This window comes from Isoptericola variabilis 225, from assembly GCF_000215105.1.
Taxonomy (GTDB): Bacteria; Actinomycetota; Actinomycetes; order Actinomycetales; family Cellulomonadaceae; genus Isoptericola; species Isoptericola variabilis_A.
This window is the reverse complement of record NC_015588.1, coordinates 1,235,584-1,258,408: the sequence shown is the minus strand read 5'-3', so window position 1 is coordinate 1,258,408 and position 22,825 is coordinate 1,235,584. Positions and strand designations below refer to the sequence as shown.

Sequence of the window (22,825 nt, the reverse complement as noted above, 5' to 3'; positions counted from 1 at the left end):
CGGTTCCCCTGAGGCCCAGTGGCATTGCTCACCAAGTGAGCAATAGACTCATGGCATGCCGCAGACCGTTCCGTTCTTCCGCTCCGAGCTCCAGGAGCAGGTGCTGCGTGAGTTGCACCGCTCCCGAGTGCCGCTCTCTGCGTCCGACGTCGCGCGCCAGATCGGGATGCCCGTGTCCACGGTCTCACGGGAGGTCCGCTCTCTTGTGGCGTCTGGTGTGCTGACATCACGGCAGTCGGGCCGTCGAACGCTGGTCACCTTGAACGACGCGTCCCCGTTCGTGCCGGGATTGCGGATGATTCTGGGCGCGACGACGACCGGGAGATTTCGTCCGTCGTCGCCGCTGGCATGGAAGGTCGCCGCGCACCGCAAGGAGCTGCGTCGCCTCACGGCGAAGTACGGCCTCCGGCGATTGAGACTCGTCGGCTCCGTCGCGCGAAACGAGGACGGCCCCGACTCCGACGTCGACCTCATGGTCGACGTGCCGCGCGGACGGAGCCTGGGCGATCTCGCCGCCTTCGCAGACGAAGCCCGAAACCTGCTCGGGGTCGATGTCGACGTCGTCGACTCCGCCTCGGTCGTCGCAGATGTAGCCCGGACTGTGTCACGCGAGGCGGTCACCCTGTGAGTCCAGCGCAGCGCAGTCCCCGCTGGCACGTCCAGCGCTCCCTCGATCACGTCGCCCGACTCCGCGCACACCTTGACCGAGGCCTCGACCTTGACGACCCGCTGCTCCATGACGCCGTCTCGATGCAGCTCATCGCCGCGATAGACGCACTGATCGCCGCGAACTCGGTGGAAGACGGAGTTGTGGCGGCAGCGTTCGGTGACGCATGGCGGCGCATGGTCGGGATGCGCAACATCTTCGTCCACGAGTACGTCATCGTCGACGTCGATCTCCTGCACAGCGCCGCGACGACGGAGCTCGACTCCCTCGAGGAGCACGCCCGGCGCCTGCTGGACATGCTGGGGTCCCACGAGTAGCCCAAGACCCGCCCGAACCATGCCCCGCACCTCGCGGTGGATGTCAGCGGCACGTGGCAGATTCGGGGCGTGCCCCATCGACCTGATGTCCCGCTCGATGTCGTCGAGCGGCTGAGTGTCCTGCTCGACTTCCCCGAGTGCATCGAGGAGGACGCCTGGACCGGCGTGCGCTGGCGCGTGCGCGGGAACACGGTGGCGCACGTGTTCGGCGGCGAGGACCAGCGCTTCCGCATCGTCTTCCGTGCGGAGCCGGAGGAGGTCGCGGCGTTCGAGCATCTCGGTGAGCCGTACTTCAGGGCCGGCTGGGGCAGCGACGTCGTCGGCATGCTGCTTGACGACCGCACCGACTGGTCGGAGCTCGCCGAGCTGCTCACGGACTCCTACTGCGTCCAGGCGCCCGCGCGCCTGGCCGCGTCCGTCGTCCGGCCGTGAGCAGACGGAACCCGCCCGTGGTGGGCGTCCACCACGGGCGGGTTCGTCGGGGCGTGCGGCCTACTGGTCCGCCAGCCACCCCCTCAGACCATCGGCAGCACCGACGAGCTCGTCCTGAGCGGCGGCGTCGGGCACCAGCCGCGGGTTGGCGGCCTGGGTCGCGAACGCCTCGAGGAGCCTGACGGCGGCGTCGACCTGACCGGCGGTGCACCGGCTCTCGGCCTGGTCGAGCGTCCTCGTCAGCACGGTCTCGCCCTGGGGGCTCACGGCACCGGTCTCGACGAGGCCGACCAGAAGCTCCCGCACCCCCTCGAACGAGGGCTCGGGCTCGACGTCCTCACCCGTCGAGATCCAGATGTTGCGGAACTCGACGTCGGAGCCGTTGTGGTGGGCCTGCAGGCCGATGTGCCCCTCGAGCGCACGGCTGCCGTCACCGGTGTAGGTGTTGACCACCTCGCCGTTGAGCGTCACCTCGTACGTCTGCCCGACGGCCCGGATCTCGTAGGTGTTCCACTCCCCGATCGGCTTGGCGAGGACCTGGTTGATCGACGCGAAGTTGTAGATCGAGCCGGTCTTCTGGGGATCGCCTCCGCCGGCGTTGTCCTCGATCTGCGCCTCGTACCCGCGCACGCTGTCGTCGGGCCGGGAGCTCCAAGCGCCCTCCCAGTCCCACGGGGCCGGGAACCGCATGAAGACGCCGGAGTTGTCGCTGGCGTTGTTCATCCGGTACTCGAGCGAGAGGTGGAAGTCGCCGAACGCCTCGGGCGTGTACCACAGCATCCCGCCGCCGCCCTGGCTCATCAGGGTGCAGTCCCCGGTCACCGCGAACGACCCGCCGCCGACCATCTGCCAGCCGTCGAGCGTCTGGCCGTCCCACAGGGCGGTGAACCCCTCGGGCGGTGCCGGAGCCTGGCACTGCTGCGGCTCCTCGGTCGTCATGCGGAACCAGTCGAAGGCCGCGTCGACGACGGGGATGGTCGAGTCGCCACCACCTCCGGAGAGCGCCGCCACCCCGACGTGCCACAGGTCGCTGCTGCCGACGCCGTACGAGCGGCCCAGCGGCGACCACTGCTCGCCGTCGGCCGAGTACTCGGCCGTGACGACCGCCCCGTCGCTGCTCAGCCGCAGCTGGAACGTCGACGGGAAGTCGGCCGGGAGGGCCACGAAGTCCGCCGCCTGGTTGCGTTCCTGACCACCCGCGACGGTGAAGAACGACATCCGGCGGGTGCCGTCGGGCCGACCCATCATCACGGCCTTGGCGAAGTGGTCGCTGTCTGCCATGAGCAGCAGGCCGGCCTGCTGGTAGCCCGTGGTGGGCTCCAGCGTCACCTGCGTCGTCACCTGCCACGGATCGCTCGGCGCGGGCTGCAGAACGAGGTTGGGCGCGTCGAACTGGCTTCCGTTCAGCTCGCCGTGCGCGGTCGGCAGGACCAGCCGGCCGCCCGTGACCTGGTACCCGTCCGGATCATGATGGAGGGTCGTGCACCACCGGCCGAGGTCCAGGCTGTCGCCGTCGAACTCGTCGGATCCCGCCCGTTCGCAGACCGGGAGCGGCTCCCCGACGGTGATCCGGACGCCGGCCGAACCCTTCCGCCCCTCGGCGTCGGTGACGGTCAGCACGGCCAGGTACTCGCCGGCGGTCGTGTACACGTGCTCGGCGTCGGCACCGGTAGCCGAGGCGCCGTCCCCGAAGTCCCACTCGTACGAGACGATCTCCTGACCGACGGGGCTCGTGGCCGTGCCGGTGAGCTCCACCGCGAGCGGTGCGCGACCCTCGGTCACGGACGCGTCCACGGTCACCCGCGGGGCGCTCTGGTCGGCGACGCCCGCGCCTTGGAACTCCATCCAGTCGAAGGCGAGCAGGTCGGGCCCGCCCTCGGTCCAGGCAGGGTTGCGGAACACCGCGTAGAGCGTGAAGGTCTCGCCGGGATCCTCCAGCTCGGCCGTGACCTCGACGACGGTGTTGTAGTCGCCGGTGACCGGGACGGTCGCGGTGCCGAGCAGGTCGCCGTCCGGGGCGTCCCGCCGGAACTCGACGGTGCCACCGAGACCGCCCGACGAGACGCCGAGCGTGACGGCGTCGATGTTCGCCAGGTTGACCGGCTCGTAGCGGACCCAGTCGCCGTCGGTGATGTCTCCGATGCGTGCGCCGCCGCTCGCCTGGTCGCGGTCGTAGACGCCGACGCCGCTCGCGTCGCTGAAGTGCTCGGCCTCCGTCCGCTTGGGGTTCAGGCGCAGACCGTCGCTGCCCGTCAGGGGCGTCACGCCGGGTGCCCCCTTGTCGGTGTACGAGCTCTCGAGCACGAAGTAGAGGTCGGTCTCCACGTCGTGGCCGGCGTCCGGGAGGATGGTCACCGAGCCCTCGCAGCCCGTGTAGTTGTCCACCGGGTGCGCGTGCGTGTCGTGGCCGAGGAAGGTGCTCGTGTCCACCTCCTCGCACGCGATGGTGCCGTCCGCCGTCGAGCCGTCCTCGGCGTCGTCCACGACCACCTCGTAGTCGAACGTGTCGCCCCAGTCGTAGAACCCGCCGTGGGGTGGCCACTGGAACGCGACCTCGGGTGCGGTGTTCCCGGCCGCGATCCGCACCGCGGCGACCGAGCTGCGGCCCATCGAGTCGGTCACGGTCAGGAGTGCCGTGTGGTTGCCCGCGTCCACGTACGTGTGGGTCGGGTTCGCCTCGGTCGACGTAGCGCCGTCGCCGAAGTCCCAGTGGTAGGTCATCTCGAGCCCCGACGGGTGGACGGTGCCCTCGCTGGAGAACGCCACCTCGAGCGGCAGCTGGCCCGACGACGGCGTACCGCTCGCCTGGACGCTCGGCGGGCGGTCACCGCCGACGTAGTCGATCCGGTAGATGCCGGCACCCTCGTTGCGGTCACCACGCCCCGCTCCGGAGCCTGCCCCGAAGTCGATGACGTACAGCGACCCGTCCGGGCCGAACTCGGCCTCGAACGGCCCCCGGAAGTCCCACGAGTCGAGGAACGGGTTGATCGACAGCAGGTCGCCCGCGGATGCCGGGGCGAACCGCTCGTCGGCGAACTGCAGGTCCTCCTCGACCAGCGTCACCGTCTTGTAGAAGTTCCGGGTGTACTCGAAGACGGTCCACTTGCCGTGGTAGTACTCGGGAAACTTCGTGTCGGAGTCGAGCTCCGGGTCGTACTCGTAGACCGGCCCGCTCATCGGCCCGGCGCCGCCGGTGCCGAGCTCGGGGAACTCCTCCGACAGCGCGTAGCCGTACCAGATGTGCGCCTCCTGCGCGGGCGGCAGCTGCTGCAGGCCGGTGTTGTGCGGCGAGTCGTTGACCGGCCCGCCCTCGCAGTCGAACGGCTCCCCGGACTCCCCCGTGGCGAAGTCGTAGTCGATGTACGGCTTGTTGTCGCCGGCGCAGTGCGGCCAGCCGTAGTTGCCCGGCTCGTCGATGACGTTCCACTCGACCAGACCTTCAGGTCCGCGCTCGGGGTTCGGCTGCCGCGCGTCCGGCGCGTAGTCCCCGACGAGCAGGGCTCCGCTGATCGGGTCGACCGAGATGCGGAACGGGTTGCGCAGCCCCATCGCGTAGATCTCCGGCCGGGTCAGCTCGGGGTCCGACGTCTCCGGCGGGAACAGGTTCCCCTCCGGGATCTCGTAGCCACCGTCGTCGGTCGGGGTGATCCGCAGCACCTTGCCGCGCAGGTCGTTGGTGTTCGCCGACGTCGCCTGCGCGTCGTACGGTGCCCGGCCCGGACGCTCGTCGATCGGCGCGTAGTTGTCGGACTGCGAGAAGTCGGTGTTGTCGCCCTGGGCGATGTACAGGTTGCCGTCAGGGCCGAACTGGAGCGAGCCGCCCATGTGGACGTTCGCCAGGCCCACGTCGCGCCACGTCGGGAACTCGAGCATCCGCTTCTCCGACTCCATGTCGAGCACGGACGTGTCGAAGTCGAAGGTGAACCGCGACACGTTGACCCGTGCGACGTCGGGATCGGAGTACGCCGCGTACAGCCAGCCGTTGTCGGCGAAGTTCGGGTGGAGCGCGAAGCCGGTGAGACCGTCGGAGTGCCGTGCCGTGCTCAGCCCGAGCTCGAGGTCGCCGATCGTCGTGACCTCGAGCGTCTCCTGGTCGATCATCTTGAACTGGCCGGTGCGCTGGATGTAGACGACCCGCCCGTCGGGCATGACGTCGAGCTCGAACGGGTCGGCGAGGTCGTCGGTCAGGAGGGTGCGCGCGAAGCTCGCGTCCACGGTCGCGCCGCAGTCGCCGGGTTCGACGCCGGCGGCCCACTCGATGCCGCCGAGCAGGTGCGAGACGAACTCGGGCTCCTGGAACGACGACGGGTCGTGGCCGCCCGCGGTGTACCACGACCGGCCGCCGTCGTAGACCTGGCACCACGAGTACGGGTGGTCCACACCCATCTCCATGCCGGGGATCCCGTCCCGCAGCTTGATCTGTGCCAGGACGTGCACGTCGCCGGTCGGGTTGGTCCCGAAGTTGTACCACTCCTCCGAGCGCTCCCAGAGCTGCGGCAGGTCACGCGTCGACGGATGGACCTGGTCGAGGACCTTGATCCGGCCGGGGTACGTGCCACCCGTCTCGCTGAAGTCGGGGTGGTGGGAGAAGATCGCGCCGACCAGCCCCTCGTACCACTCCCAGTCGCGCTCGCTGGCGGTCGCCGCATGGATGCCCGCGAACCCGCCGCCGCCCTGGATGTAGCGCTGGAACGCCGCGCGCTGCTCGGCGTCGAGCAAGTCCCCGGACTCCGGGGTCGAGTTCGTGTTGTTGAAGATGACGACGTCGAACGTGGCCAGGTCCGCGTCGGTGAACATCGAGGCGTCGTCGTCGATCACGACGTCGAAGTCGTGCTCCGCGCCGAGGCTCTCGATCAGCGCCTCACCCGCCGGGATCGACTCGTGGTGGAAGTTCGTCACCTTGGAGAAGACGAGTGCCCGGAAGCGTGATTCCTCGTCCGCCTCCGTCGCGACCTCCCCCGCGATCGGGGCTTGGCCTTGTAGGTCGTACGCGGCACCTGGGACCGTCGATCCCACGAGCGCCGCTGCTGTCAGGGATGCGACGAGAATGCGCCGGTGCATCACGCCTCCTTAAAAGTGTGGTCCGCCTCGTTGCGGTTCCATGGAAGGGGCATTGCCCGACGAAAGTAGGTTTGCGGCGTGAAACGGGTCAACGAGTTGCCGCCACTTGCCCGCCACCTCGCCGAGTGACGACAGACGCGCGCGGCCACGGCTGAGCCGCAGACGGATCGTGGCGGGCGCGGGGCAGGGCGACAGACTGACGGACCGCAGGCAGTGCGGCGGCGAGTCCGGCGCGGAGTTCATGGGCCGCGTGCGGGACGCGTTCACCCGCATCACCACCGCGCACGGCGACACGGACGACGATGCGCACGTGCTCGTCGTCGGGCACGGGCTCGCGCTCGGTGCGTACCTGTGGACCGTGGACCCGAGCGGGCTCTCCCGCTGCCGAACGCGTCCGTGTCCACGGTCGAGGTGTCCGACGGCGTGGCTCGCGTCGTGGCCGCAGGTGTCGACGTCGCAGGGCACGGGTCGGTCGCGGCGCGTCCGGCGCTGGTGCCGGCAGTCGCTGCCACCGCCTGACCGGCGATGTCGGAGGGCAGTGGCAGGTTGGCGACGTGCCCGATCGACCTGATGTCCCGCTCGACGTCGTCTAGCGGCTGAGCGCCCTGCTCCACTTTCCCGAGTGCGTCGAGGAGGACGCCTGGACCGGGGTGCGCTGGCGCGTGCGCGGAAACACCGTGGCGCATGTGTTCGGCGGCGAGGACCAGCGCTTCCGCATCGTCTTCCGTGCGGAGCCGGAGGAGGTCGCGGCGTTCGAGCATCTCGGTGAGCCGTACTTCAGGGCCGGCTGGGGCAGCGACGTCGTCGGCATGCTGCTCGACGAGCGCACCGACTGGTCGGAGCTCGCCGAGCTGCTCACGGACTCCTACTGCGTCCAGGCGCCCGCGCGCCTGGCAGCGTCCGTCGTCAGGCCGTAACCGTAACTGTCGCGATGAAAGACAAGAGCCCCGTCACGCGCCTGACACGTGTCTCGCGCTCAGGCCAGTCCGGCTCGCTCGCCCGGATGAGAATGGTGCGAGGCGGAGTCTGGCCAAGAGTCTGCCCGTCGGGCGTGCTCACCCCCTCCGCGAGAGGTGCCGGCCGTGCTGTTCGCGCGCAGGTCGGTCCAGGTCTCCATGCGCAAGGAGCGCCAGACGACTGGCACGCTAGAGCGGTGGAGTCGTACCTGCTGGTCGTCGGCGATCGCGAGGCGCTGGGCTGGATCCTGACCGAACGCCGCACCGCGTTCCCGAGCGCCGGGCGGTCGGAGGTGGCTGCGTTGCGGCCAGGCGACGAGCTGTTCCTCTACACGACCCGCGGCTGCTTCAAGAACCCGACCCGTGACCGTGGCCGGATCATCGGCATCGCTACGGCCGCAGGCCCGGTGACTCCGTTGGACGAACCTGCTCGTTTCGGCGACCGCACCTTTCCCGTCGGCTGCCGACTCGACCTCGGCGACGTCGCACCCTTCGGGCGGGGCCTCGAGCTTGCTCCGCTCGTCCCGCGGCTGTCTGCGTTCGACGGCGCGGGCGACGCCTGGTCGATCCGCCTTCGCCGACCGTTGGTGCACCTTCCCGATGCGGACGCGGACCGGATCCGCGCCAGACTCGACGATGTCACGGGGCCGGGCAACCTCGGCGAGTACACCCGGTGGTACGCAGCGAGCTCGACCCGGTGATGCGCCGCACCGCGCACGATCGGGTGAAATTCCGCGTCCTGAGCTCGCAATGACGCGGTATCGCGACAGCCGGCCACAGACCGCTTCGTCCAGTAGGTACGATCCGCGAAGGGTGACTGAGTCACCCTTCGGCTAGGACTTTTCGAGGTGAACCTACGTGACGGCAACGACCGCCGCTTCCCCCGACGCAGCTCCCGCGACCTTCTCGGCCGCACCGGGATCGGTCGTGATCGTGCGGGACGAAGAGTGGCTCGTGACGCAGGTGGAGCCCACGACGGACGGGCACTTCGTCCACGTCCTCGGTCTGTCGGAGCTCGTCCGCGACACGGTCGCCACGTTCAGCACCGCACTTGACACGATCCAGGTCGCGGACCCCACGAGGACGAAGGTCGTCGCTGACGGCTCACCCCACTACCGGCGGTCGCGCCTGTGGCTCGAGGCGATGCTGCGCAAGACGCACGTGCCCATCGCGGAGAAGAGCCTCACGGTGAGCACCCAGGCGCTGGCGGACCCGCTGCCGTACCAGTTCGCGGCGGTCCGCAAGGCGCTGGACCCGGACAATCTCCGTCCGCGCATCCTGCTCGCCGACGCCGTCGGCCTCGGCAAGACGCTCGAGATCGGCATGATCCTCAGCGAGCTCGTCCGCCGCGGCCGCGGCGAGCGCATCCTCGTCGTGACGCCCAAGCACGTGCTCGAGCAGATGCAGTTCGAGCTCTGGACCCGCTTCGCTCTTCCCTTCGTGCGCCTCGACTCCACGGGCATCCAGCGCATCCGGCAGAAGCTGCCGGCGAACCGGAACCCGTTCGCGTTCTTCAAGCGCGTCATCATCTCGATCGACACGCTCAAGTCGGACAAGTACGTGGCCCATCTGCGCAAGCACCGCTGGGACGCCGTCGTGATCGACGAGTCGCACAACGTCACCAACAGCGCCACACAGAACAACCGCCTCGCCACGCTCCTGGCGCAGAAGACGGACGCGCTCATCCTCGCCAGCGCCACCCCGCACAACGGTGATCCGAAGTCCTTCGCCGCGCTCATCCGCATGCTCGAGCCGAGTGCCGTGAAGCCGGACGGCGTCGAGCTCGACGAGGAGCAGGTCAAGCGCCTCATCATCCGCCGACACCGCCACTCCCCGGACGTCGCGAGCGTCGTCGGCTCGGACTGGGCCGAGCGCAAGGAGCCTCAGAACCGGCTGGTGAAGGCGTCGCCCATCGAGGAGGAGATCGCCCAGGAGCTCGAGGACACGTGGCTCTGGCCCACCGGCGGCCGCAGCCCGTACTCGGGCAAGGGTGGCGCCACCCTCTTTCCCTGGACCCTCGCCAAGGCGTTTCTCTCGTCCCCGGCTGCGCTCGAGGAGTCGGTCCGCAAGCGGATGCGTGTGCTCGACGGCGGTGCGTCCGCCGAGGACGACGTCGAGGAGATGATGCGGCCGACGGACGACGCGGACGACACCTCGACCGACGGTGTGGCGGAGGATCTCGCACCCACCGGGACCGCCACGGCGTCGGCCGAGCGCGCCGCCTTGCAGCGCCTGCACGACCTCGCGAAGCGTTCCCTGGTCGAACCGTCCGCCAAGTACGAGGCCCTCGTCGAGCACCTCACGACCATCGGCGTCGCGAAGGGTAGCGAGCGCCGTGCCGTCGTCTTCGCCGAGCGCGTGGCCACGCTGGAGTGGCTGGCCACGAAGCTCCGCAAGGATCTGGGGCTCACGGACCAGAACGTCGTCGTGCTGCACGGCGGCCTGTCGGACGTCGAGCAGCAGGAGATCGTCGAGTCGTTCAAGCTCGCTTCCTCTCCGATCCGCGTGCTGGTCACGGGCGACGTCGCGTCCGAGGGCGTGAACCTGCACAGCCACTGTCACCACCTGGTGCACTACGACATCCCGTGGTCGCTCATCCGGATCGAGCAGCGCAACGGCCGTATCGACCGGTACGGTCAGCGCCACCGGCCCGAGATCGTCACGCTGCTCCTCGACCCGCAGAACACCCGGCGGTTCGGCGGAGACATCCGGGTGCTGACAAAGCTCGTCGAGCGTGAGCACCACGCGCACAAGGCGCTCGGTGACACCGCCTCCCTGATGGGCCAGTACAGCGTGAAGGCCGAGGAGAAGGCGATCGCAGAGGTGCTGCGCGAGGCGAAGTCGCTCGACGACGTGGTCGCCGACGTCGAGGACGTCAAGGCCGACGACGGTCCCGCCGGCCTGCTCGCCCGTCTCTTCAGCACCGCGCCGACCACCGAACCCGCCCAGGCCGCGGTCGAGCCGGCCGAGACGGACATCGAGGTCGGCGCAGGCACCGGCGTCTACGACGACGACCTCGCCTTCCTCAAGGACGCGCTCGACGAAGCCCTGGCGAATCCTGGCGCGCCGCCGCCGAACGGCGTCGCGTGGACGCACCACGCCCGGCAAGGCCTGGTCACGATGGACCTCAGCGGGCGCAGGACGGCGGACCTGCGGCAGCGCTTCGAGGTGCTTCCGCAGTCCTACCTGCAGAGCCGCCGGGTGACGGAGAAGCTCACGCTCGCCACCACGGTCGACCGCGGCCGGCTCGAGCTGGAGCAAGCGAAGAACTCACAGCTCGAGGACTCGACCACCTGGCCGGCGGGCCACTACCTGGCTCCGCTCCACCCGATCCTCGACTGGGCGTGCGACCGCGCCCTCGCTGCCGAGGGCATGAGCCGCGACTCGGTGTTCGCCGTTCGGGGCGGCGTGGAGCACCTGACGGTGCTCATCCAGGCCACGCTCACCAACACGCGCGGGCAGGTAGTGGCGACGTCGTACCTCACCGTCACCTTCCCGACGGGCACACCGTCTCTCCCCCTCTCGCAGGCGCACGAGTCCGCTCCCGCGGCCATCGCGTCGCTCGCGCTGAGCACGACGAACACCGGTGCGCTCGACGGGGTGGAGAACCTCCAACCGTTCGTCGCCGCCGCCGTGAGGTCGGCGGAGGTCCAGGTCGACGATCAGATCGCCGCGATCAAGAGCGAGACCGCCGAGCGCGTGCAGGGTTGGCTGCAGCGGACTCAGCGCTGGCGCATGCAGGCGTCGGCTCTGATGAGCAGGGAGGTGGCCGCCGGGCGCGCGCGCATCACCGAGCGTCAGTCGGGCGTCGACGAGGAGACGGCGCTCGCCAGGCAGATGGAGCCGAGCCGGACGCTGCTGCGCCCGCTGCTGGTGGTCGTACCGCAGGACTTCGAGGGAGAGAACTGATGCCCACGAGCGACGCGATCGTCGTCGGCGAGGACTGGATCAGCGAGCACTACTTCGGCTCGGACAGCACGAAGCAGTCCTTCCAGGCGCACGTGCTCGACCGCCGCAAGGCGTGGGACGCCGCCGAGAAGGACGGCGAGGAGACCGCGCGCAGGCGGTTCGTCAGCGCCCGCGGGGCCCTCCTCGGGATGCTGTCGCAGCTCGGCGAGGAGGGAGGCCGGTATGCGCTGCTGCCCGACCTGTACGCGGAGCTGCGCCGCGTGCTCGGCTACGCCTCGGTCGCCTACCAGCGCAAGAAGGTCGGGCCCGTCGAGTGGGTGCACGCGACCGGCCTGGACCAGGCCGCGGCGCCGCTCGTCATCGTCGAGGCGATCGCCGTCAAGGACGTCGAGAGCCTGCTCGCCAAGGGTGACCCGATCAAGCCCGCTCGCCGCGACCGGACGCTCCTGGAGCCCTACGAGGTCGACGAGAAGACGGAGATCTTCTCGGTCGCCCGGCTGCTGTCGCACCTTTTCGTGCAGGAGGACGCACCGGATTTCGCGCTCGTGCTGGCCGGCGGGTGGCTGCTGGTCGCGGAGAAGGAACGCTGGGCCGAGGGTCGCTACCTCGCGGTCGACCTGCAGCTCGTCGCGGAGCGCGCGGACGACAAGCGCGGCGGCGAGACCGACCGCGCACTCACCTGCCTCGAGGCGGCATCGCTGGCCCCCGACTCCGAAGGCAATCTGTGGTGGCCCACCGTCCTGGACGAGTCTGTCAAGCACACCGTGGGCGTCTCGAAAGACCTCCGTGAGGGCGTGCGGCTGTCGATCGAGATCATCGCCAACGAGGTGGTCCGACGTCGGGCGGCACAGGGCCTCGAACCGCTGCCGCAGAGCGAGGCGCAGAACCTCGCCCGCCAGTCGCTGCGCTATCTGTACCGCATCCTCTTCCTCCTGTACGCCGAGGCCTCCCCCGAGCTCGGCGTGCTTCCCGTCGGCGAGCCGGCGTACGAGCAGGGGTACAGCCTGGATCGGCTGCGCGAGCTGACGCTCGTCGAGATCGCCGGACCGCGGGCCATGGAGGGCACGCACCTGTACGAGTCGCTCGCGACGCTCTTCCACCTCGTCGACCAGGGGCACGACGGGGCGGCGGGCGAGCACCGCGAGGGGTCGGTCGACGGCGAGATCCAGCGCGTCGACGACGGCGAGGACGGCCTCACGTTCCAGCCGCTGCGTGCGGACCTCTTCCTGCCCCAGGCGACGAAGCTCATCGATGAGGTCGGCCTCGGCAACGCCGCACTCCAGAAGGTGCTACGTCACCTGCTGCTGAGCAAGGAGTCCAAGGGCAAGGACCGCGGGTTCATCTCGTACGCCGAGCTCGGCATCAACCAGTTGGGCGCGGTCTACGAGGGCCTGATGTCCTACACCGGCTTCTTCGCCGAGGAGGACCTGCACGAGGTCGCGAAGGACGGGAACCCCGAGAAGGGCTCCTGGGTCGTCCCGGTGACCCGCTCGCAGTCCATCGCCCCCAAGGACTTCGTGCGTACGCCGGACGAGGTGACGGGCGAGCTCAAGCCGGTGGTCCACGAGAAGGGCACGTTCGTGTTCCGGCTCGCGGGTCGGGAGCGGCAACAGTCCGCCTCGTACTACACGCCCGAGGTGCTCACCCGGTTCACGGTGTCGCAGGCGCTCGTCGAGCTCATCGGGCCGGACGAGGTGAAGGAAGGCTCCGTCGAGTGGGAGGGCCGCGAGGTCCCCCGGAAGATGTCGGCCCGCGAGATCCTCGACCTCACCGTGTGCGAGCCGGCTCTCGGCTCCGGGGCGTTCGCGATCGAGGCCGTGCGCCAGCTCGCCGCCGCATACCTGCGTCGTCGGCAGGAGGAAACCGGCGTTCGCATCGACCCCGACGCGTACGCGACCGAGCTCCAGAGGGTCAAGGCGTACATCGCCCTGCACAACGTCTACGGTGTGGACCTCAACGGCACCGCCGTCGAGCTCGCCGAGATCTCCCTGTGGCTCGACACGATGGGCAAGGGCCTCCAGGCACCGTGGTTCGGTCTGCACCTGAAGCGCGGCAACTCGCTCATCGGGGCACGGCGAGCGGTGTATCGCCGCGACCAGCTCGCCAAGAAGGCGTGGCTCACGGCCGTCCCCGCCGACGTGCCGCTCGCGCCGTCCGACGCCGACCGTGCCGCCGGACGCTCGAGCTCACTGGGCGACGTCGGCGGGCGCATCCACCACTTCCTGCTCCCCGCCGCAGGGTGGGGCAGCGCGGTCGAGGCGAAGGAGGCCAAGGAGCTCGCTCCTGAAGCACTCGCCCGACTCAAGGCCTGGCGCAAGGCGGTGCTCGTCACGCCGTCCAAGAAGCAGGCAGACGAGCTCGTCAACCTCGCCCACCGCGTCGAGGCGCTCTGGGACCTGGCACACCAGCGGCTCCGCATCGCCGAGGATCAGGTCCGGCGGTCCATCGAGGTCTGGGGTGCGGACGACCTGCCCGTCGGCGGGGCCGTCACGCGCGAGCAGATCGAGGCCGCGCTCGCCGACGCTCGAGGCGCCTACCAGCGGCTGCGGCTGGTGATGGACGCCTGGTGTGCGCTGTGGTTCTGGCCGCTCACCGACGCAGTGACCCGAGTTACGGGCGACGACGGCGAGGAGGTTCTGACCGAACCGCCGGACCTGGACGAGTGGATCGCTGGCCTGCGTGCGGTGCTCGGCGTCCACGCCGAGACCGGCGCATCCGGTCGTGGGAGGAAGTGGACCGGCGGGAACCAGACCTTTGCGACCACCGCCGACTGGGACGAGCTCAACGAGGCGGAGGAGCTCGAACTCTCGTTCGCCGGTGTGCAGCCGCCCGAGCGAGTGCTGCGCGACCACCCGTGGCTGGTCGTCTGCCAGCGGGTCGCCGAACAGCAGGGCTTCTTCCACTGGGAGCTCGACTTCGCGCCGGTGTTCGCCGCGTGCGGTGGCTTCGACCTCCAGGTCGGAAACCCGCCGTGGGTCCGGCCCGACTTCGACGAGGCTGCTGCCCTCGGTGAGCATGAGGTGGCGTTCGCGCTCGAAGGGAAACTCGCGACGTCACGCGCGAGTGAGTTGCGCAGCGCCATTCTTGCCACTCCGGCCGCTCGGAACTTCTACCTCGACTCATTGACCGCGACGATCGCCACCCGCGAGGCCGTGTCCAGTTCGAACGAGTACCCACACCTCGTCGGCCTCCGTGCCGATCTATACCGCTGCTTCATGGAGCAGACGTGGCGCCACAAGTCGATACGAGGGACAACAGGCCTAATCCATTTGGAGTCTCACTTCACCGACGAAAAGGCGGGTAAACTTCGCGCCGCAACATACTCACGACTGCGGCGTCACTGGTACTTCAAGAACGAACTCAAACTATTCGCCGAGACCCACCATGACATGAAGCCATGGGGCGTTCATGTCTACGGCTCCCCCGGTGAGCCTAATTTCCTCCAGGCTGCTTGGATATTCCATCCAGACACCATCGATCGATCTCTCTCCCACGACGGCAGCGGCGCGGAGCCAGGTCTCAAAGACCTCGACGGGGCCTGGGAAGTGCGACCACATCGCGACCGGATAATCAAGGTCGACGAAGGCGTTCTCGCCACCTGGTGGCGAACCATTGAAGACGGCAGCACCCCCGCAATTGAAAGTCGAATGATCTACACTGTAAACCGATCTACCGCAGATGTGCTAGGTAAGCTATCTGGTGCACACCGCATTGCAGGTCTACGCGCCCAGTTCTCGCAAGGATGGAACGAAACCACGGACTTCAAGAAAGGTCACTTCGAGAAGGACTGGGGAAAGCCAGAGTCTTGGGATGACGTAATCATCCAGGGTCCGCACATCCACGTCGCAAACCCTGCATATAAGTCACCCAATGCAACCATGGCAAACAACCTCGACTGGTCGACAGTCGATGCCGAAACGCTCGACGCGAAGGCGATCCCTACGACGTCGTACAAGCCGCGCGGCGACCGCAAGGCGTACGACGCTGCGTACACGCACTGGACGCGGCAGGTCGTGATGGGCCGGGACGGCGAGCCCGTCGACGGGTCCCCTACCGTAGACCCGAAGTACGTCCGCCACGTCGAAACCGCCATCCGGGCCGACGGAACCACCGTCCGGACCGAGACAGTCTCCGCCCGCGCCTTCTACCGCCTCGCCTGGCGCCGCATGGCTGCCAACACTGGTGAGCGAACTCTGATCCCCGCATTGGTACCGCCAGGCTCCGCCCACATGCACCTCGTCTACTCAGCCGCACTGACGGACGGGCCGCAGTCGGATCTCGTGCTGGCGGCTGCCAGTTCTCATTCGCTCATCGCCGATTTCATGGTTCGCGTCGCGCCGAAGAGCGACATCATCTACTCGACCTTCAACCGCCTCCCGCTGCCCGATAGCCGGTCTCGTCGTCAGCTTGCCATCCGGACCCTACGCCTGAATTGCGTCACGGAAGGTTATGCCGACCTGTGGGCCGAGTGCTACGACCCGGCCTTTCGCGACGACTCGTGGACCGGCCTCCCACACCGCACGGGCTGGGCCGACCTCGGTGACGTCGGCCCGGAGTGGACCCCGGACACACCGCTGCGTCGGGCTGAGGACCGCCGTCAGGCACTGCTGGAGATCGACGCCCTGGTGGCGTTGTCCCTGGGCCTGACCGCCGACGAGCTCTGCACTATCTACCGCACCCAGTTCCCGGTGCTTTACGGCTACGACCGCAACCGCGACCACTACGACGAGAACGGCCGCCTGGTTCCGAACAGCGTCCTGACCACCTGGCGCAAGAAGGGCGGCAACAACGGCAGATTCTCGGAGGACGAGCTCACCGCAGTGCACCCGGGCAGTGGTGTCGCCTATACCTACGAGCTTCCGTTCCAGACCCTCGACCGCGAGGCCCACATGCGGCAGGCCTACGCGGAGTTCGAGCGCCGCCTGGCCGCGCAGACCGGGGCGTCGACATGAGCGAGCTCCTGCCGGTCGCGCAGGCCGAGTCGCTGCGCGCCCACCTGCTCGAGTACCTCGGCACGACGTTCTCGCTCGCCGACGCGGGCACGCGCGCCTCGCTCGAGGACTTCCTCCGCTCGCCGTCGACCGGGCTCTTCCGTGGCCCGTACGTGCGCCTCCGTCTCCCGTTCCGGCCGGCGGACGACGGGTGGCGGGACCGCCTCGAGTGGTACGAGGGCTTCCCGCCCTACGGCCATCAGGCTGCGGCGTTCCGTCGGCTCTCGAGCCTCGGACCGGACGGATCGCTCCGGCGTCCGCAGCCGACACTCGTCACCACGGGCACGGGCTCGGGCAAGACGGAGTCGTTCCTGTACCCGATCCTCGACCACGTGCTGCGGGCCAAGCGCGCCGGCGTGAGCGGTATGAAGGCGATCATCCTTTACCCGATGAACGCGCTGGCCAACGATCAGGCCAAGCGCCTCACCGAGCTGCTGACGACCAAGGACGGGCTCGCCGGCGTCACCGCCGCGCTCTACACCGGCCAGCAGGGACCCGAGCGCACCAGGGTGAGCGCCGCCGGGCTCATCACCGACCGGTCGGTCATCCGGGACAGCCCTCCCGACATCCTGCTGACCAACTACAAGATGCTCGACCAGCTGCTCCTGCGGCACGCCGACGCCAAGCTCTGGTCCGCGAGCGCCCGCAGCCTCCAGTACTTGGTGCTGGACGAGTTCCACACCTACGACGGCGCACAGGGCACTGACGTCGCGATGTTGATCCGCCGGCTTGGCCTCGCGCTCAAGTCGCACTGGCCGAGCGATCCCGACGGGCTGGCGGCCGCCGGCCTCGCACCGGAGGACGTCCGGCGCCCGCTCGGCATCGTCACCCCCGTGGCGACGTCGGCGACGCTCGGCGACAAGGGCGACCCCACCGCGATGCTCGAGTTCGCCCGAACCGTGTTCGGCGAGGAATTCGGTGAGGACGCCGTCGTCACCGAGTCGCGCCTGCCGCTGGCGGAATGGGTCGGGTCCGCACCCGAGGACGTCGCGGCGCGCCGTCTCGTGCCCATCGACGTCGACCCGGTCGTCGCTGACGTCCTGGGCCAGGCGCTCGGCGGATGGGAGCAGGATCGGCTCCCACGGCTGAGTGACCTCGACCCGGACACGCTCACACGAACCGTGCTGGCCCACCTGTACCGGAACCGGCCGGAGGGAGCCGAGGCGGGCGACGTGGTCGAGCCCGCCTGGGAGGTCCCGGATCTCACCGACGATGATGGCGATGCGCTCCTGACGCTCGCCAAGGCCCATCCGCTGGTCGGCTGGCTGATCGAGCACACGCGCGATGCCACCGATCTTGCCGAGCTGGCCCGCATCATGCCTGGCCGCTTCATGGACCCGAGCTGGCCCGCGCGCGCAGAACAGGTGCTCACCGCGCTGCTCTCCGCGCTCTCGCACCTCCGCAAGGAGTGCGGCCGTGGGGCTCTGTCCGTGGACGTGCACCTCTGGACGCGCGAGCTGACGCGCCTCAACCGTGCCGCCACGGGGCTGGCGCAGTTCGCCTGGGAGGACGAGGGCGTCCTCGTGGGGGACCCCGACGCCGACGGTCCGGACACCGGTGCCCGCCACTTTCCCGCTCTCTACTGCCGGCACTGCGGCCGGTCCGGCTGGGGCGTCGCCCTCGCCCCTACGGGCAGCGACCTCGACACCCAGGACGAGGGCATCCGGCTCCGACACCTGCGTGGAGACGACCGCTTCCGCGCGCTCATCCATGCACCGGTCGAGGGCGAGCGGGCCGAGCGCGGCGAGCCGGTCGAGAACCTCTGGTGGTTCCTCGTCCACGAGCGACGTCTTGCCCTCAAGAAGCCCGACGAGTCCGACACCGGCGACGGCGACGTGCTGCCCGTGCTGACGCACCGCACCGACGACGCCGGCGGCAAGCCGTCCAAGGACGACGAGTGCCCGTCCTGCGGGCAGACCGACGGCATCCGGTTCCTGGGCTCCGCCATCGCGACGCTCCTGTCGGTGTCGCTCTCGAGCCTGTTCGGCACCGCCCAGCTGGACGCGGCCGAGAAGAAGGCGCTCGTCTTCACCGACAGCGTCCAGGACGCCGCCCATCGGGCGGGATTCGTCCAGGCGCGGTCCCACGCCCTGACGCTGCGCGCCGTGCTGCGGCAAGCGATGAGCGACGAGCCGATCGACCTCGAGGCCCTCGTGGATCGCGTCATCGCCGAGGCGGGCGACGACAAGAAGAAGCGCTACCGCCTGCTTCCGCCCGACCTCGCCGAGCGGGAGAAGTTCGCACCGTTCTGGCAGGCGGACACCCGGGCCAAGGTCCACTACACCGTGCGTGAGCGGGTCCGTCGTCGTCTCCTGCTCGACGTGCTCATGGAGCACGGTCTGCGGTCGGGGGTCGGCCGCACGCTCGAGGCGACCGGCACCGCCGTCGCCGAGGTGCGCGCAGAACCGACACGCCTGCTCGCCGCCGCCCGGGACGCCCTGGACGAGATCGACCGGCAGGGAGTGCTCGAGGGGTTCGAGCCCACGGAAACCCAGCTCCTCGCCTGGGTACGCGGCGTCCTGGAGCACATGCGCACCCGCGGCGCGATCGAGCACGAGTGGTTCAAGCGCTTCCGGGAGGAGGACGGCAACCGCTGGTGGATCACGGGCGGCCGCAAGCGCCACGAGGGCATGCCGGGCTTCGGCAAGGGACAGAGCGCACCCGGGTTCCCCCGGGTCGGCGGCTCCGTCGCCACCAAGGCAGGCAGGCGTGGCAACGGTGCCGGCGCGGCCGAGGACCTCGAACCGGTCGCCTCCCCCAAGGGCTGGTACGCCGCGTGGACGGCCAAGTGCCTGAACGTGGACAAGACGGAGGCGGGCGTGCTCGCGCGGCTGCTGATGCGCCGGCTCGCCATCCTCGACGTCGTCGGGACGCACCCGATGAAGTCCGGCGGCGACACCTACCACCTCTCGCCCCGCAGCGTCGTGGTGTCCGCCGCCGACGCCGGCGCGCTCGCCCGCGGGGACCTCAGCCTCGAGTGCAGCGACTGCGGGTCGACGCTCCCAGGGTCCGCGACCGTCGTCGGCCAGCTCGCCGGCGCGCCGTGCCTCGTCGCCCGCTGCACCGGCCGGCTGCGGCGCCACCCGATGGCGGAGAACTTCTACCGCCGCATGTACCAGGACTCCGACCCGGCGCGCGTCGTCGCCCGCGAGCACACGAGCATGCTCGAGGACGAGGTCCGTCTGCGCTACGAGACGGAGTTCAAGGCTGACGACCCGGAGCCCAATGCGCCCAACGTCCTGGTCGCGACGCCGACGCTCGAGATGGGCATCGACATCGGCGACCTGTCGACCGTCATGCTGTCGTCCCTGCCCCGGTCGGTCGCCTCGTACCTGCAGCGCGTCGGCCGCGCCGGCCGTCTGACGGGCAACGCGCTGACCCTCGCGTTCGTCACCGCGCGTGGCGACCAGCTCCCCCGCTTCGCGGACCCCACCACGGTGGTCAACGGGGCCGTGCGCCCGCCCGCGACGTACCTCGACGCCGAGGAGATCCTGCGTCGGCAGTACGTCGCATCCATCGCCGACGAGCTCGCGCGCCGACCCGACGCGCCGCATCCCCGCACGGCGAAGGACGCTCTCGGGTCGAGCGAGCCGGGCTCGTACCTCGGCGAGATCGTCGCGATGTCCGAGAACGAAGGACGGGCGCTGCTCGACCGCTTCCTCGGCGGCTTCGACAGCGTGGCCGACGAGGTCAAGGACCGGCTCAGGGCCTGGGCCCTGCCGTCGGTCGACGCGGCCACCGGCGAGACCGTGCCGAGCGAGCTCGCCCGACGGTGCCACGACGCGTCCCAGCGGTGGCAGCAGCGACTGGAGACGCTCAACCACCGCGTGACCGAGATCGAGACGGCGATCAACGGCGAGCTACGGGCGAAGGCCGAGTCGCCGGCCGCGACCGACGACGACAAGCGGGCATTGCGCACCGCCGTGGCGGCGCTTGGCCTCACCAAGGCGCAGCGCGGCGAGCTCCAAGGCGAGCACTGGGTCGCCACGCTCGAGGAGTTCGGCCTGCTGCCGAACTACACCCTCCTCGACGACTCCGTGACGCTCGAGGTGGCGCTCTCGTGGGTCGACCCGGACACGCAGGACTTCCGCAGCGAGCAGCTCGAGCTCAACCGTGGTTCGGCACAGGCCCTGAGGGACTTCGCCCCGGGCGCGACGTTCTATGCCCGCGGGTACGCCATCCAGATTGACGCTCTCGATTTGGGCCGTGGCGACGACGCCGTCCGTCTCTGGGCCTGCTGCCCTTCCTGCGGCTACACGCAGGACGTCACCGAGGCGGGGGCTCCGGGCGCTGCGCCGCCGCTCACCTCGTGCCCGCGCTGCGGCGAGGACGGAATCGCCGACGTCGCGCAGCAGGTCGAGGTCGTCGAGCTGAAGCGGGTGTCCTCCGTGATCCGTCGCGAGGAGGCGACGATCGACGACCGGAGCGACGAGCGCGAGCGCGAGCGGTTCACGATCCGCGCCCTCGCGGACGTCGACCCGGCGTCGGTCGCGCGGCAGTGGTTCGTCAAGGACTACGGGTTCGGCGCGCGCTACCAGCGGCAGATGACGATCCGCTGGCTGAACCTCGGCAAGGCGAGCGCGCAGGGCAGCACGCTCCAGGTCGCCGGTCAGGGGCACGACGTCGCCCTGTTCCGCGTGTGCCGGTCGTGCGGGAAGCTCGACACCTCGACCGGAGCGAACAAAGCTTCCGAGCACCGGCCGTGGTGCCCGCTGCGCAAGGCGACGAAGGAGGAGACGCGGTCGGTCGCACTCGCCCGCTCCCTCACGACCGAGGGCCTCGTGCTGCGCCTGCCGCAGTCCGTGACGCTCGGCGACGACTTCTCCGTGCCCTCGCTGCGGGCGGCCCTGCTGCTCGCGCTCCAGCTCCGCATCGGCGGCGAGCCCGACCACCTCGAGGTCACGGACGTCATCGACCCGAGCCCGGTGGCCGGCTCGCCCGCCGAGGCGCTGCTCCTGCACGACGTCGTCGCGGGCGGCACCGGCTACCTCGCCGAGCTCGCCGACCCCGACGCCGTCTGGGCCATGCTGCACACGGCGTGGCGACACCTCGAGGCCTGCCCCTGCCAAGCTCAAGGCAAGCTCGCCTGCGAGCGCTGCCTGCTCCCCTACGCCGGCCATCACGAGGTGGGGCGCGTCTCGCGCGCGACTGCTGCCCGGCACCTCAAGTCGATCCTGCTCGGAGTCTCGTCGGCCGGTCCCGACGACGCGGTCCCGGAGGCGTCGCCGTGGGTGGTCGACACGGAGGAGCCGGAGCCCGGCCCGGCAGAGAGCAACATCGAGCTGCTGTTCCGCAAGGTCTTCCGCGATCGCCTGGAGAAGATGGGCGCCACGGTCACGGAGAAGCCGGGCCCGACCGGCAACTCGTGGAGCATCACGATGCCCGGTGGTGCGCACTGGAGCCTCGAGCCGCAGGTGCTGGTACCTGAGGCGGGGACGAGGCCCGACTTCGTGCTCACGAGCGACCGGCCCGGCGTCCCGCGCACCGCGATCTACACCGACGGCTGGGCGTTCCACGCCTCCCCCGGCGTCAACCGGCTGGCCGACGATGCGCAGAAGCGGCAGAACCTGCGCGACGTCGGGTTCCAGGTGCTGGCCTTCCAGTGGGAGGACCTCGACCCCAAGAGCCCGGCGCGGCCACCGCACTGGTTGCACCCGGACGCTTCGCGCGACGTGCTCGCCCAGGCCAAGGACCGTATCTCTCCGTCCGCGTTGCGCCTGGTGTCCGAGCCGGCGCTCGAGCTGCTGATGACCTGGGTGCAGAAGCCCGACGTCGACGCCCGGAAGCAGCTTGCGCACTGGTTGCCGGCACTGTTCCTGCGTGCGGTGACGCCGACCATGCTCTCGGCAGACGTCACCTTGTCCGACGCGGCACTCGCCGCCGTCGACGGCGACCATCCGCCTGCCGGCGCGCGCTTCGGAGGGACGTGGAAGGACGACAGCCTCGGGGTCGCCTTGCGGCAGTTCGTCGGCGACGCGATCGAGATCGCCGTCGTGCTCGACGACGCGCCCGACGCCCTCGGTCACGACCACCGTGACGCCTGGCGCGAGTGGTTGCGGCTGTCGAACCTCCTCAACTTCCGGGAGGCGCCGACGGCCGTGGCGACGCGGTCGCTGGTCGCGGCGCCGACGTCCGCACCGGCACCCGCTCCCGACGTCGAGCAGGCCGAGCGGGAGAGCGCCGTCGAGGCGGAGCTCCGCAAGCAGCTGGCCGCCCGCCCCGAGTGGGAGGAGGTCCACGAGTACGCGACCGATTCCGAGCGCCGCATCCTCGTCGGCCTGCTCGACCTTGCCGGCGAGGGGCTCCCCGCCCCGACCACGGGCGACGAGGTCGGAGACGGCATCCCGCTGTCCCTCACCTGGGAGGACCGGAGGGTCACGGTACGGCACGACGACCTGGACGACGACGCCGTCGCATGGCTCACCGGCGAGGGCTGGACCGTCGTCGAACCCGAACCCGCCGCCGTTCGCTCGGCACTGACCACGCACTGAC

At 69.9% G+C, this 22,825-nt stretch carries 10 protein-coding genes; 9 read left to right on the top strand and 1 reads right to left on the bottom strand.

Annotation, left to right across the window (positions count from 1 at the left end):
- The first annotated feature begins 55 nt into the window (after nt 1-55).
- The 3 genes from ISOVA_RS16010 (at nt 56) to ISOVA_RS05760 (ending at nt 1,416) form a co-directional block, all read left to right on the top strand.
- Complete coding sequence (locus tag ISOVA_RS16010) at nt 56-628, top strand: nucleotidyltransferase domain-containing protein (RefSeq protein WP_013838309.1); 573 nt, start codon at nt 56-58, stop codon at nt 626-628.
- Nucleotides 625-984 carry a HepT-like ribonuclease domain-containing protein gene (locus ISOVA_RS05765; RefSeq protein ID WP_261376343.1) on the top strand — a complete coding sequence of 120 codons (360 nt, stop codon included), beginning with the start codon at nt 625-627 and terminating at the stop codon, nt 982-984. The genes ISOVA_RS16010 and ISOVA_RS05765 overlap by 4 nt, the downstream gene beginning before the upstream one ends.
- 69 nt (nt 985-1,053) lie before the next feature.
- Nucleotides 1,054-1,416, top strand: coding sequence for an MmcQ/YjbR family DNA-binding protein (locus tag ISOVA_RS05760; protein WP_041294796.1), 363 nt, complete (start codon nt 1,054-1,056; stop codon nt 1,414-1,416).
- Nucleotides 1,417-1,476: 60 nt separating this feature from the next.
- Here the strand turns inward: ISOVA_RS05760 and ISOVA_RS05755 are convergent, their stop codons facing one another.
- Nucleotides 1,477-6,477, bottom strand: a complete 5,001-nt coding sequence (locus ISOVA_RS05755; RefSeq protein ID WP_013838306.1) for a ThuA domain-containing protein — start codon at nt 6,475-6,477, stop codon at nt 1,477-1,479.
- Nucleotides 6,478-6,718: 241 nt separating this feature from the next.
- Between ISOVA_RS05755 and ISOVA_RS16005 the strand changes: the two genes are divergently transcribed.
- The 6 genes from ISOVA_RS16005 to ISOVA_RS05725 all read left to right on the top strand — a co-directional run bounded on the left by ISOVA_RS16005 (nt 6,719) and on the right by ISOVA_RS05725 (nt 22,824).
- Nucleotides 6,719-7,048, top strand: coding sequence for a hypothetical protein (locus ISOVA_RS16005; protein ID WP_233275953.1), 330 nt, complete (start codon nt 6,719-6,721; stop codon nt 7,046-7,048).
- A gap of 25 nt (nt 7,049-7,073) precedes the next feature.
- Entirely contained in the window at nt 7,074-7,394 is a 321-nt protein-coding gene (locus ISOVA_RS05745) for an MmcQ/YjbR family DNA-binding protein (protein ID WP_324605893.1), read from the top strand.
- A gap of 236 nt (nt 7,395-7,630) precedes the next feature.
- The gene (locus ISOVA_RS05740) at nt 7,631-8,134 is read left to right on the top strand and encodes a hypothetical protein (protein WP_013838304.1); all 504 of its coding nucleotides are present in this window, start codon (nt 7,631-7,633) and stop codon (nt 8,132-8,134) included.
- 157 nt (nt 8,135-8,291) lie between these two features.
- On the top strand, nt 8,292-11,342 hold the full coding sequence (locus tag ISOVA_RS05735; RefSeq protein WP_013838303.1) for a helicase-related protein: 3,051 nt from the start codon (nt 8,292-8,294) through the stop codon (nt 11,340-11,342).
- Nucleotides 11,342-16,294 (top strand): restriction endonuclease subunit M, encoded by a 4,953-nt coding sequence (locus ISOVA_RS05730; protein WP_013838302.1) that lies wholly within the window; start codon nt 11,342-11,344, stop codon nt 16,292-16,294. The genes ISOVA_RS05735 and ISOVA_RS05730 overlap by 1 nt, the downstream gene beginning before the upstream one ends.
- Nucleotides 16,291-22,824, top strand: a complete 6,534-nt coding sequence (locus ISOVA_RS05725) for a DEAD/DEAH box helicase (protein ID WP_013838301.1) — start codon at nt 16,291-16,293, stop codon at nt 22,822-22,824. Before ISOVA_RS05730 ends, ISOVA_RS05725 begins: the two co-directional genes overlap by 4 nt.
- Nucleotide 22,825 lies beyond the last annotated feature (1 nt).